Here is a 12,654-nt window from a genome sequence, read left to right as displayed (position 1 = left end):
TGTACGCGTCGCGGCCGCGAGACGACACCCTTACCGACGCGCCCGGCGAACTCGCGGCCAATGAGAGAGCACTTCGAGGCTCGCGACTGGGACGCCGCGGGCCGCGTCGGCCGGCTCGACGTGCCGCGAGCGGGCGTGACCGTGGAGACGCCCGCGCTCCTGCCGGTCGTCAACCCGAACATCCAGACGCTCGAACCCAGGCGGATGCGCGAGGAGTTCGGTGCGCAGATCCTCATCACGAACAGTTACATCATCAAGACCAGCGACGGGCTCCGGGAGCGCGCGCTCGAGGAGGGCCTGCACGACTTGCTCGAGTTCGACGGCGCGATCATGACGGACTCGGGGTCGTTCCAGCTCGCGGAGTACGGCGACATCGACGTGACGACCGAGGAGATCCTCCAGTTCCAGTACGACATTGGCAGCGACGTCGGGACGCCCGTGGACATCCCGACGCCGCCGGACGCGAGCCACGAGCAAGCGGAGGAGGAACTCCGTACGACCCAGGAGCGCCTCGCGATAGCGGAGGGCGTCGACGTCGGCGACATGCTCGTGAACGCGCCCGTGCAGGGGTCGACGCACGTCGACCTCCGCGAGGACGCCGGCCGGCAGGCGGCGGCGACGGACCTGGACGTGTTCCCGGTCGGTGCGGTCGTCCCGCTGATGAACGACTACCGGTACGGGGACATGGTGGACGTCGTCGCCGCGGCGAAGCGCGGCCTCGACCAGGACTGTCCGGTGCACCTGTTCGGCGCCGGGCACCCGATGATGTTCGCGCTCGCCGCTGCACTGGGCTGTGACCTCTTCGACTCGGCGGCGTACGCGCTGTACGCGCGGGACGACCGCTACCTGACGGTGCGCGGGACGAAGCACCTCGACGACCTCGAGCACCTGCCGTGTCCGTGCCCCGTCTGCACGGAGCACACGCCCGCGGAGCTGCGCGCGCTCGGCGAGCGCGAGCGCGGCGACGAACTCGCGGCGCACAACCTCCACGTGTCGTTCGCGGAGATGCGACGCGTCCGGCAGGCCATCCGCACCGGCTCGCTGCTCGAGCTCGTCGAGTCGCGTGCCCGTGCGCATCCGGCGATGCTCGACGGCTACCGCGCGGCGCTCGCGCACGCCGACCAGCTGGAGCGCACGGACTCGGCGTCGAAGGACACGTTCTTCTACCTCTCGAGCGAGAGCGCGCGCCGGCCGGAGGTCCGCCGGCACCACGAGCGCCTCGACCGCCTCGCGCCCGAGGGCGACGTGCTCCTGACGGAGGGCGACAACGACGACGCGTTCGACGCGTCGTGGACGGTCGAGCCGCCGTTCGGGCCGTTCCCGCGCGACCTCCGGAACACGTACCCGCTGACGGCGGAGCTCCCGGAGCGGCTCGACGAGGCGGCGTTCGCAGCGGCCGCCGACGGCGTCGCCGCGCTCGTCGACGGCGCGAGCGCGTCGTTCACGCTCGCGCACCGCGACTGGCCCGAGCGCGCGCTCGACGGCGTCCCCGACGACGTCTCGCTCGTGAATCTCCACGGACGCGAGCACGCTGAGTACTGACTGTTCGGGTGGGGAGCGCGGCGAGGACTGACTGTTCGGGTAGCGAGTGCGGCGAGGACTGACTGTTCGGGTGGCGAGTGCGGCGAAGGGTGGACGGGACCGGTGGCCGCGGTGCTGGTGGGCGTTCGAAAGGGGGGGAATGGGGGAAGTGAAAGAGGGAATGCCTCTGACACACGGATGCCCACCTCGGCATCCACGTTACAGGAGGGAGTACCGCCTAATCAACTTTTGGGCAGAGGTGAGTCGCGAAATGGGCCGACTGAGGCGGTGCCTTGGGAGATCGCCGTCTAGACGGCGGCGAGTGACTGGAGGGACAGCCTCGAGGAACCGGTCGACGAGACGCTGGTACCGTCGCCGTCGCCGAGCGGATCGATTCCTCGTCTCGACCGACGACCGGGGCGCTCCCGGCGGGCGCGGAGAAGGGAAGATACAGGAGCGAGCGGGACCGACGACGCGGCATGACCGAGTACTTCGAGGTGCTCTCGCGCGACGGCGCCGCGAGAGTCGCCACCCTGCGCCTCGCCGACCCCGTCCGGACGCCCGCGCTCGTCGACGACGTCGTCGAGGACGCCGGCGGCCTGTGGCCCGAGCATCGCGACGTCCCCGACGGCGACGACGGCGCCCTCACCGTCCTCCCCCATCGCGGGCTCCCAGCGGGGACCGCCGACGAGGTCGCGGAGTCGTTCGCCGTCTCCTATCCGGACGTCGACTACCCGAGCGCCGTCGTCGTCCACTCCGAGCACGTCCAGGACTGCGGTGCCGACGCGTACGTCCTCTCGGACGTCCAGGGGTTCCTCGGGCACGGCCGCGGGTTCGCCGAGGCCATCCTCGCCGTCAAGGACGCCGTTCCGGAGGACGCCGCGGTCTACCTGTCGGGTGCGGCGACCCCGCGGAACGTCGCGGTGCTCGCGTACGCCGGCGTCGACCTGTTCGACGCCGACCGCGCCGTCGCCGCCGGCACCCAGGGACGGTACCTGACGACGGACGAGAACCACCGGCTCGACGAACTCGACGAACTCCCCTGTGCGTGCGAGGCGTGCCGGCAGCCGCGCGACGAGTTCGACCGCCAGGATTGCGTCGACCACAACGTCGCCGTCCTCGAAGCGGAACTGGCACGGGTCCGCAAGCGCATCCGCGACGGCCGCCTCCGGGACTACGTCGAGGGGCAGGCGCGCCAGGACCAGTGGCTGACCGCGCTCGTCCGCGAACTCGACCAGCAGTACGGCTACCTCGAGGCCCGGACGCCGATCTACCGGAACGCGCACATGGACGCCACGACCGAGGACACCCTCAATCGCGTGGAGATCCAGCGGTTCGCGCAGCGCGTCACCGAACGCTACGAGTGCCGGTTCGACCGGCCGCTCGTCCTCGTCCCGTGCTCGGCGACGAAGCCCTACAGCGACTCCCAGAGCCACTACCAGTTCCACGAAGTCATCCAGTACCGCGCGCACGTCGCGTCTATCACGTCGCCGATCGGCGTCGTCCCGCAAGAGCTCGAGCTCACGTACCCCGCCCAGCACTACGATACGGTCGTCACCGGTGAGTGGACCGCGGGCGAGATCGAGTTCGTCGCGGAGGTCCTGAAGCGGTACCTGGACGCGAACGACTACCCGCGAGTGATCGCGCACGTCCCCGCGGATTACCGCGAGATCGTCGACCGCGCGCTGGAGGCTCACCCCGACCTGCCAGTGGAGTTCACGGTCGCGGACCACCCGACGACCGACGAGAGCCTCGCGAACCTCGGGGCGGCGCTCGAGGGCGAGCGCGCGTACCGGAAGCGCGAACGCCAGCACAACACGATTCGCGCCATCGCGGACTACCAGTTCGGTGCGGGCGCGGGCGACGACCTCCTCGGAGAGTTCAAGACGACGAGCCGGTACCCGAAGCTCCAGGTGCGCGCGGACGAACCGCCGTCGGCGGGCGACGAACAGAACGCCGCGCCGCAGCTCGCGACGATGGTCCCGAACTACGGGACGCTCTCGCTCACGCTCGACGGCGCGCACCGGTGGGTCGAGGGCGACGTGCCGACGAAGCGCGTCGAGATCGACGAGTTCGTGCCCCACGGGAGCGTGCTCGCGCCGGGCGTCGTCGACGCCGACGCCGACATCCGCGAGGGCGACGAGGTCGTCGTTTCCGGCCCGAAGGCGTTCGCGGTCGGGCGCGCACAGATGCACGGCTCCGCGATGGTCGCGGCGACCCGCGGCGAGGCGTGCTCGATCCGGCACGTCGAGGAGCGCTGACGGCGACGACTCGTCTGCGCTCCGACGACTCGTCTGCGCTCCGACGACTCGTCTGCGCTCCGACGACTCGTCTGCGCTCCGGCAGCGAACCACTCTCCGGGGACGAACCTGTTGCCTGGCGTCTTTATCCGTCCACGAGACCGACGTCGTGGTATGCTTCTGGACGTGGCGCCATCCACGCCGAGCCCGGGGGTGCGCGGGTGAAGGACCACCCCTTCCCGGAGCCGGTGCTGTCGGGCACGGCGAACGCGGGCGTCGTCCGCGCGGAGCGACTGGCGGAGTTGCTGTCGGTCGTGCAGGCCGACCTCTCGCTACGTCTCGAGACGTACCGCGACGAGTGCGAGTGCGCGTACGAGGACGACCGCCTGGTGGCTTTCTTCGTCGACGGCGACCGCTGGGCGGCGATCGCGGACCGGCTCGGGTTCGAGCCGGGTGCGGTCGACGCGACCCGGTCTGCGCACGCCCGCCTGCTCGTGGAACTCGGCGCTGGCGTCGGTCGCCGCGACGAGTTCACGACCGCGCTCGACGATGCGGACTGCGTCGTCGTCGACAAGACCACGTCCTGACCGCGCGGGTCGATCACTCGACGTCGTCGAGCGCGTCGCGGTGCGCGGCGGCGACGGCGTCGCGCGTCACGCCGGCGGCGAGGTGGCCGTCGCACGCGCAGTCCGACGCGCCGAAGCCGTCGCCGGGCCCCGCTGGGAGGCGTTTCGCGACCGCGCACTCGACGTCGGCTCCTGGGGTCGTGACGACGTCGCGGACGCTGGCGGCGTCGTGCGCGAGGAGGTAGTCGACGTGCCAGTGCGTGGTGTCGCGGTCGCCGGCGGCGAGTTCGCGGTGCCGGTCGACCCTGCCGAATCCGCCCGGGCCGAACGCGTTCCCCGTGTACGCGTACGTCCCGGCCGGTATCTTGAGCGCGCCGAGGGCGCCGACGTCGACGGTGGCGTCCCGCGCGACGTCGAGGACGAGCGAGTACGTGCCACCGGTCACGCTCCGGATTCCGTCCCGGGAACGGAAGTCGGTTCCGGGCCCGGCGGCTGATTCCGGGGCCGCGGGTCGGTGCTGTCGACCACCGGAGCTTTGTCGATCGGTCGAGACGTGCGGGTGTGAGCGCTCGCACTCGCTGGGCCGTCGTGGCCGTCCTCGCACTCGGGGTGCTCGTCGCGTCGCTCGTCCCGGGAAGCGGCCGGCTGGCTGCCGGCCCGCTCGGTCTCGTCGGGCTCGACAAGTGGCTGCACGGCGTCGCGTACGCGACGCTCGCCGGCGCGGTGACGTACGCGGACGGCCGCGGGGTCGTCGGCGTCGCGGCCGCCGTCGCGTACGGCGTCCTCGTCGAACTCCTCCAGGCCGGCGTCCCCTATCGGTCCGCGAGCGCGCTGGACGCCGTCGCGAACCTCGCCGGCGCGGTCGTCGGCGCGGCGGTCGTCGTCGGCGCCGTGGGCGCGTACCGTCGCTACGACGGTCGCGCGACCACTCGCTCGACGCCCGAGAGGTAGCGTTCGAGGACGCGCGTTATCCCGTCCCGTACGCTCCGCGACCCCACGGCCGCGACGTCGCCGGCGACGTCCAGGTGCGCGTCGACGCGCACGACGGCGCCCTCGGGAACGTCGGCGATGGCGACGACGACGCGCGCGTCGAACGACCCGGCGTCCGCGTCCCCGCCACCGGCCAGCACGAGTCGGTCCGCCTCGCGCTTCTCGACCGTGAAGTACGACTCGAACGACACCACGTCCGCACCGATCGGGACGTCGACGTCGCCGACGTACGTCTCGCCCGGCGAGAGACGAGGTGGCGGCCCCGTCGCCGCCGCGTGGTCGTCAGTCGACGCCGGGTGGTCGTCCGTCGCCGTCGCGTGGTCGCTCGTGCTCTCGCGCTCGCCCGTCGTCGCGCGCTCGACGTCGCCGAGCGTCTCCGGGTCCGCGAGGCCGTCGAACAGCGTGCTCGCGTCGACGTCGTACGTGCGTTCCACCGATACGGTGAGGTCAGCGATGACTTGCGTCATTACACCGACCGAAGGGGCCGAGACGGGAAGTGACCCACCCAACGTGCTTCGGGCCGGTCGTCGGCGACGCCGACCGCTGCACCGTCTCGCGTGCGGGCCGGGGCACTCGAAGGGGATTTGAGCGTGCGCGCCCTGGTGCCGGTAATGAGCGAACCGAGTCCCGAGGTCTACGAGCGGGGACGCGGCATGGACGCCCACAACGAGGTGATGCGGTCCATCCGCGCGGAGAAGAACGAGACGTACGACCCCCACGAGCCGACGCGCGTGTGGCTCGACGAGGACAACACGCCAGGTGGCGTCTACGACAGCCTCACCATCATCCTCAACACGGGCGGGTGTCGGTGGGCGCGCGCCGGCGGTTGCACGATGTGCGGGTACGTCGCCGAGTCCGTCGAGGGCGGGAGCGTCGCGCACGACGCGCTCATGGACCAGATCGACGCCTGCCTCGAGCACGAGCGCGAGAACCTCGGCGAGCCCGGCGAGGACGACGAGCGCGCGGGCCTCATCAAGATCTACACGTCGGGGAGCTTCCTCGACGAGCGCGAGGTCGGCGCCGAGACTCGGCAGGCGATCGCGAAGGCGTTCGGGGACCGCGAGCGCATCGTCGTCGAGAGCCTCCCGGACTTCGTGGACGCCGAGAAGGTCGGGGACTTCACCGAGCACGGCCTGGACGTCGACGTCGCCGTCGGATTGGAGACCGCGACCGACCGCGTGCGTCACGACTGCGTGAACAAGTACTTCGACTTCGAGGACTTCGAGGACGCCGCGATGGCCGCGAAGGAGGCGGGTGCGGGCGTGAAGGCGTACCTCCTCATGAAGCCGCCGTTCCTCACGGAACCCGAGGCGCTCGAAGACATGAAGGCGAGCGTCCGCAAGTGCGCGAGCGTCGAGGGCTGTCACACCGTCTCGATGAACCCCTGCAACGTCCAGCGGTACACGATGGTCGACGAACTCTACTTCCGCGGGGGCTATCGGCCGCCGTGGCTCTGGTCGGTCGCAGACGTCCTCGAATCCACCGCCGACGAGGACGTCATCGTCGTCAGCGACCCCGTCGGGCACGGGAGCGACCGCGGCCCGCACAACTGCGGCGAGTGCGACGACAACGTCCAGACCGCGATCAAGGACTTCGACCTCCGCCAGGACCCGTCGGTGTTCGAGCAAGTGTCCTGCGAGTGCGAAGCGACCTGGGAGACGGTCCTCGAACGCGAGACCGAGTACAACGCCCCGCTCGTCGACTGACGCGCCCCGAACCGTCGCGACCGAACGCGTCTCCTGACCGATCGCGTCTCCCGACCGAACGTTCCTCGCAACGACGAACAGCGTCACGACTACGGAGCTGAGTGGCGTCAAAAAACGCGTCCGACGCCGACCGCCCCGGCGTCAACCTCCTCACTACGACCCATTGCGACCAGAACGACTTAAAGAACCGTGCGGGGTGCTGTCACGGAGAGGGCTGGTCGGTCCAGAACGAGACGAAACTGTAACGCGACTACCGAATTGAACACCAGCGAAAAGCGCGTGCGACGCCGACCGCCCCGGCGTCAACCTCCTCACTATGATCCATTGCGACCAGACCGACTTAAAGAACTGCGGGATTCGGGGTGGATCGATTCCTGACCGCGACTAGTCGACGGTCACGACGCGCGTACCAGTCTGCAGAAGACTCATGCCGCGAGGCGAGCGCGTCCCTCGTATGCAGCGCCGCCGCCTCCTCGCGACCGCCGGCCTCGCCCTCGGGACCGCCGGCTGCCTCGGCATCGACGACGGCGACGACGCGACGGGAACGACGACGACCACGACCGCGAGCACCGAAGCGACGACCGCCACGACGACGAACGCGACGACGACGGCGAGCGCGACCCTCGACGTCACCGAGGCGACCCTCCAGCAGGCGCTGGTGTTCCTCGAGACCGACTACCTGAGCACGACCGGCGGCGACGGCCGGTACCTGCTCGCGAACGCATTCGTCTCCGAGGGCCGCGTGGACCGACGCGACGTCGCCCTGCGGGTCGACGGCACCGAGTACGGGCCGGACGACGGGCGGACGGTGTCCCGACTCTGGCGCGTCTACCAGTCCGACAGCGCGTTCGAGTCGGACCTGGGCGGCCTCCTGCTGTTCGAACTCCCCGCGAGCGGGTTCGACTCGACGAGCGACGCGGCCGTCACGTGGCCGGGCGGCGAACACCGACTGCGCGCCGGCCTCCGGGAGCGCCTCCGTGCGGACGCACCCGCGTTCTCGGTGTCGATCGACGCGCCGGACACCCTCGCCCAGGGGGAGTCCCCGACGTTCGACGTCGCCGTGACGAACGACGGCACCGTGCCCGGGCGGTTCGTCGCCGGCCTGAATCGGTACGGGCCACGCGTCGCCTCGATTCCCGCGAAGCGATTCTCGATCCTCGTCGACGCCGGCGCGACCGAACGCACGAGCTACACCGGTGGCATCAGCGGCTTTCGCGTGCCCGACGACCAACTCGACGACGGCGACCACGACCTCCGCTACGGGTGGAACGGCGCCGCCGACGACCGCACGTTCCCAATCGAGTACGTCGCCGCGGACGGCTAGCGAGCGACGCGCCGTTCTCCGTCAGCGGTAGACGCCGTAGCTACCCGAGCAAACCAGCCACAGAAACGCGTCTGACGCCGACCACGTCGGCGTCGACCTCCTCACCATGAACCATTGCGACCAGAACGACTTAAAGGACCGTGCGGGGTGGTCCCACGATCGTGGGGGCGTCGCGTGGTAGCGTGCACCGCGGTGGCGTCGGCGTAACCCGGTAACACCGGTGTCCGCGTCTCGTTAAGTACGGCAGGCGGCTACGGTGCGGTGAAGCGTACTTCATCATGTCCCAACAGAAAGCGGATTACGTAGACGACACAGAAATCGACACAGGACTCGACGACCACCCCGACGACGAGACGCTCGAGGAGACCGTCGCGAACCTCGAAGCGAACGGGTTCGAGGTCGTCGTCGTCGACACCGCCGACGAAGCGCTCGACGCCGTCCAGTCCCAGATCCCCGCAGGCGCGTCCGTGATGAACGGCCACTCGACGACGCTCGAGGAGATCGGGTTCGAGGACTACCTCGGCTCCGGCGACCACGACTGGGAGAGCCTCCCCGACCAGGTCTGGAGCATCGACGACGACGAAGAACGCCAGGCCGCGCGCCGCGACGCCCAGACCGCGGACTACTTCCTCGGCGGCATCAACGCCATCGCGTCGACCGGCGAACTCGTCGCCGCCGACATGTCCGGGAGCCGCATCGGCGCGTACCCCTTCGCCGCCGGGAACGTCGTCATCGTCTCCGGGACGAACAAGGTCGTCCCGACGCTCGACGACGCCTTCGACCGTCTCGAATCCGTCGCGTACCCCCTCGAGAACGAGCGCGCGCAGGAAGCCTACGGCGTCGGGTCCGCCATCGCGAAGCAACTCGTCTTCCGGAAGGAGATGGAGGACGGCCGCACGACCGTCGTCCTCGTCCGCGACCAACTCGGGTACTGACACACCGACCCGAAGCCGTCCCGGCGTGTCGACCGAACGACGGCCCGACGCCCGCCGTGACCGCGGTCAGTCGTCGGCTTTGACGACGCCTTTCTCGCTCGCGATCGGGACCGAGAGCGTGACGACGGTGCCGCGCGGGTCGTTCTCATCGAAGGAGACGCTCCCGCCTGATTGACTCACCACCCAATCGACGAGCCAGAGGCCGAGGCCGCTCGCGTGCCGGAGCTGGGTTATCTCGCGTTCCTCGCCGATGAGTTCGCGCTCGGTCGCCGGGATGCCGGGGCCGTCGTCCGCGACCTCGAGTTCGAGCATGTCCTCGTGCTCTCCGCCGTAGTTCGCGGTGACGCGCACCGACGGCTCCGCGCGGTCGTTGTGCTGGACCGCGTTCTCCATGACGTGATAGATCGCGGTACGGAGCATGTCGTCGGCGTGCACCGCCACGTCAGCCGTCAGGTCCGTCTCGATGCGTGCGTTCGGGTACTCCTCGCGGATGCGGGCCGCGCTCGTCTCCACGCTCTCCGTCACGCTCACCGGCCCCGTCGCCTCCGAATCCCGGTCGAGCGTCCGTTCGACCGCGCGCGTCTTCTCCGCGAGCCCGAGCAGGTCGTCCGCGCGCTCTATCACCTGGTCCGCGTACCCGACCGCCGCCGAGTCGGTCACGGCGTCCTGCAGCATCTCCGCGGACCCCTTGATGATGTTCATGCCGTTCCGGAGGTCGTGCCGGAGGACGCGATTCAGGATCTCCACGCGCTTCTGGCGCTCCTTGCGCTGCGTGATGTCCGTGTACACGAAGAACGTCGACGGCTCCGCCGCGTCCGCGTCGACCGGGACCGCCGTCAGCTGGAAGTCCCGGAGGCCGTCGGTCGTCTGCCGCTTGACCTCCTGCTCGACGACCTGACCCTCGCGGCCCGCCCGGTCGATCCGCTGGGCTTCCGCCAGGCGATCCAACGGCACCACGAACTCGTTCAGGTTCCCGCCCACGATGTCCTCGCTCTCGTACCCGAACACGCACTCGAACGCCGGATTCACGGCGTCCACGATCGCACCGTCGTCGGTGTGGCGAGTCTGGACGACCGGGTCGGGGACGTTCTCGAACAGCGCCGCGAACCGGTCGCGCTCCCCGCGGAGCCGGGTCTCGAACTCGATGCGCTCCAGTGCGTCCTCGACGTGCCGCATCAGGAGCTCCGCGAGCTCGAGGTCGTCCTCGTCGAACCCACCGACTTCCTCGTGGACCGCCTGAAACACGCCGTACTCGCCGATCGGGACCGAGATGAGCGACCGGTACTCGCGGTTCTCCGGCGTCGCGTCGTTCTCCCCCTGGACGTCGTCCACGAGGTAGGACTCGCCCGTCCGGTGGGTCTTCCCGGCGAGCCCGTCGCTCACGTGCGCTCGCTGCTTGTACCCCTGCGGTTCGATCTCCGAGGACAACCCGACGGAGTGGAGGTACTCGCCGCGGACCTCGTCGATCCCGCAGACGTCGAAGTCGAGGATGCCTTCGGCCGCTTCGACGGTCAACCGCCAGATGTCCTCGCGCGTCCCGCAGTCGTCCAGGAGCGACGCGATGTCGTGGAGGTTCTCGATCTTCCGGCGCTTGTCGCCGAGTTCGGACTGGATGCGTTTGCGTTCCCGGACGTCGCGGACGACGCCCGCGACGCCCTCGAAGTCCCGGCCGTCGCCGCGCGAGAGGAGTGCGAGGTTCACTTCGCACGGTACTGCGTCGCCGTCGGCGGTTCGCAGGTCGACCTCGTACGTCAGCACCTCGCCGAGCGACGAGTCGCCGTCCGCGAGCGCACCGACCTGTTCGGTCGCCAGTTCGAACGTCGCGTCGTCGACGAGCAGCGTCGCGTGCTCGCCGACGAGGTCGCAGCGGTCGTAGCCCGTGAGGGCCGCGAGCGTCTCGTTGGCGGTCTGGAGGTAGCCGTCGCCGTCGAGCGCGAACACGCCCGCGCCGACGGTGTCGACGATCGTCTCGTGCAGTCGTAGTTCCCGCTCGCGGTTCGTTCGGTCGAGCGCCGCGGTGGTCGCGGACGCGAGGATGCTCGCCAGCTGTGCGTCGGTCTCGTCGAACGCGCCTTCCGCGGGCGACCCGAACGTCAGCGTCCCGTGGTCGCCGAGCGGGACGACGAACACGCTCTCGATGGGGTGGTCGGCCGACACCGTCGTGTGCTCTGAGACGCCCTCGTCGACGAGGATCTCCTCGTTGCGCTCGAACGCCCGGAGCGTCGCGCTCTCGCCGGGCACGAGCGGGGGTACGTCCTCGAACGACTCCGTTCGGGCCGCCAGGGCCAGGTCGCCGCCGTCGTCCGCGAGGTACACCGCCGAGTACTGCTGGCCGAGGATGTCTTTGGCTGCGCCGACGACGCCCTCCGCGACCGACGCTTTCGTGTCCGCGCGCACGAGTTCGCGCGTCACGGACCGCAACTGGTCGATCGTCTCCTTGCGTTGCTCGCGGTCGGTGACGTCGTGGACGAGCGACACGGAACTGACGACCTCGCCCGCGTCGTCGGTGACGCCCGTACTGTGCCACTCGCACGTGAGGACGGAGCCGTCCTTGCGAACGTTCCGGTTGACGTTCTCGACGGTCCCGGTCGTCGACAGCGCTCTCCGACAGACCGCCTCGACGGCGTCGCGTTCGGCGGCGGGGACGACGAGGTCGACGAGGTTCTCGCCGAGCGCCTCGGCCTTCGCGTACCCGAACAGCGACTCCGCGCCGCGATTCCAGCGTACGACGACGTTGTCGGCGTCCACCTCGACGAGCGCCATCGGCGCGGCCTCGAGGACCGTCGGCGGGTCGCCTGGAGCGGACTCGGCCATCGGCGAATCGCCTGGAGCGGACTCGGCCGTCGGCGAATCGCCTGGAGCGGACTCGGCCGTCGGCGAATCGCCTGGAGCGGACTCGGCCGTCGGCGAATCGCCTGGAGCGGACTCGGCCGTCGGCGAATCGCCTGGAGCGGACTCGGCCGTCGGCGTGGCGTCATCGAGCGCGCGCTCGACGCGTTCGACGAGCACGTCCACGCCTTCGGCCTTCGACACGTACCCGTCCACGCCCGCGTCGACGAGGCGGCCGGCGGCGCGTTCGTCACCTGCGTCCGTGTAGACGACGAACGGCGTCCCGGGGGCGACGCGCTCGACGTACTCGCAGAGCGCGGCGCTGCCGCCGTCGCCTGCTGGTGCGTCCGGGAGGTCGTACTCGCTGACGACGCAGTCGAACGACGCCGACGCGAGCGCGTCGCGTGCGGCGGCGTCGCTCTCGACGACCGTGACGGCGCCGGAGAGGACAGCGGCTACGCTCTCCTGGGACGTCGCGTCCACGTACAGGAGTCGTCTCTCGCCCACGTCCGCTCGCTCGTCCGATCCCACCACTATTCGTTT

Annotated in this window: 10 protein-coding genes; 7 read left to right on the top strand and 3 right to left on the bottom strand. The window is 70.2% G+C overall.

The annotated features are described in order from the left end of the window. The first annotated feature begins 60 nt into the window (after positions 1–60). The 3 genes from tgtA (at position 61) to G9C85_RS07720 (ending at position 4,348) form a co-directional block, all read left to right on the top strand. A complete protein-coding gene (tgtA, locus tag G9C85_RS07730; RefSeq protein WP_166038537.1) occupies positions 61–1,542 on the top strand; it encodes a tRNA guanosine(15) transglycosylase TgtA in 1,482 nt (493 codons plus the stop codon). A 458-nt stretch (positions 1,543–2,000) separates the two neighbouring features. After that, positions 2,001–3,782 carry an archaeosine synthase subunit alpha gene (gene arcS / locus G9C85_RS07725; protein WP_166038535.1) on the top strand — a complete coding sequence of 594 codons (1,782 nt, stop codon included), beginning with the start codon at positions 2,001–2,003 and terminating at the stop codon, positions 3,780–3,782. A 200-nt stretch (positions 3,783–3,982) separates the two neighbouring features. Then, positions 3,983–4,348, top strand: coding sequence for a hypothetical protein (locus G9C85_RS07720; protein WP_166038533.1), 366 nt, complete (start codon positions 3,983–3,985; stop codon positions 4,346–4,348). A 13-nt stretch (positions 4,349–4,361) separates the two neighbouring features. Here G9C85_RS07720 and G9C85_RS07715 read toward each other — a convergent pair whose 3' ends face one another. Further along, entirely contained in the window at positions 4,362–4,772 is a 411-nt protein-coding gene (locus G9C85_RS07715; RefSeq protein ID WP_166038532.1) for a GIY-YIG nuclease family protein, read from the bottom strand. A 116-nt stretch (positions 4,773–4,888) separates the two neighbouring features. Here G9C85_RS07715 and G9C85_RS07710 point away from each other — a divergent pair, with 116 nt between their 5' ends. Next, positions 4,889–5,278, top strand: a complete 390-nt coding sequence (locus G9C85_RS07710; protein WP_166038530.1) for a VanZ family protein — start codon at positions 4,889–4,891, stop codon at positions 5,276–5,278. On the opposite strand, the gene G9C85_RS07705 is transcribed toward G9C85_RS07710, so the two are convergent. Beyond that, entirely contained in the window at positions 5,236–5,784 is a 549-nt protein-coding gene (locus G9C85_RS07705; protein ID WP_166038529.1) for a hypothetical protein, read from the bottom strand. The two genes, G9C85_RS07710 and G9C85_RS07705, sit on opposite strands and share 43 nt — an antisense overlap. 144 nt (positions 5,785–5,928) lie before the next feature. Between G9C85_RS07705 and G9C85_RS07700 the strand changes: the two genes are divergently transcribed. From G9C85_RS07700 to G9C85_RS07690, 3 genes are all read left to right on the top strand, one after another. Continuing rightward, positions 5,929–7,023: an archaeosine biosynthesis radical SAM protein RaSEA gene (locus tag G9C85_RS07700; protein ID WP_166038526.1), complete on the top strand. Its 1,095-nt coding sequence runs from the start codon at positions 5,929–5,931 to the stop codon at positions 7,021–7,023. A gap of 454 nt (positions 7,024–7,477) precedes the next feature. After that, a complete protein-coding gene (locus G9C85_RS07695) occupies positions 7,478–8,347 on the top strand; it encodes a hypothetical protein (RefSeq protein WP_166038525.1) in 870 nt (289 codons plus the stop codon). A 278-nt stretch (positions 8,348–8,625) separates the two neighbouring features. Beyond that, the gene (locus G9C85_RS07690; protein ID WP_166038523.1) at positions 8,626–9,282 is read left to right on the top strand and encodes a lactate utilization protein; all 657 of its coding nucleotides are present in this window, start codon (positions 8,626–8,628) and stop codon (positions 9,280–9,282) included. Between the two features lie 66 nt (positions 9,283–9,348). On the opposite strand, the gene G9C85_RS07685 is transcribed toward G9C85_RS07690, so the two are convergent. Continuing rightward, positions 9,349–12,645: a PAS domain S-box protein gene (locus G9C85_RS07685; protein ID WP_166038521.1), complete on the bottom strand. Its 3,297-nt coding sequence runs from the start codon at positions 12,643–12,645 to the stop codon at positions 9,349–9,351. Positions 12,646–12,654: the final 9 nt, after the last annotated feature.

The sequence above is a fragment of the Halorubellus sp. JP-L1 genome, assembly GCF_011440375.1.
Lineage (GTDB): Archaea > Halobacteriota > Halobacteria > Halobacteriales > Natrialbaceae > Halorubellus.
The sequence above is the reverse complement of the archived record's forward strand: the minus strand, read 5'-3'. Positions and strand labels throughout refer to the sequence as shown.

Bases quoted from the DNA above. Each gene is read 5' to 3' on its own strand.
- tgtA (WP_166038537.1), top strand. From the start codon at position 61: ATGAGAGAGCACTTCGAGGCTCGCGACTGGGACGCCGCGGGCCGCGTC.
- arcS (WP_166038535.1), top strand. From the start codon at position 2,001: ATGACCGAGTACTTCGAGGTGCTCTCGCGCGACGGCGCCGCGAGAGTC.
- G9C85_RS07705 (WP_166038529.1), bottom strand. From the start codon at position 5,784: ATGACGCAAGTCATCGCTGACCTCACCGTATCGGTGGAACGCACGTAC.
- G9C85_RS07700 (WP_166038526.1), top strand. From the start codon at position 5,929: ATGAGCGAACCGAGTCCCGAGGTCTACGAGCGGGGACGCGGCATGGAC.
- G9C85_RS07695 (WP_166038525.1), top strand. From the start codon at position 7,478: ATGCAGCGCCGCCGCCTCCTCGCGACCGCCGGCCTCGCCCTCGGGACC.
- G9C85_RS07690 (WP_166038523.1), top strand. From the start codon at position 8,626: ATGTCCCAACAGAAAGCGGATTACGTAGACGACACAGAAATCGACACA.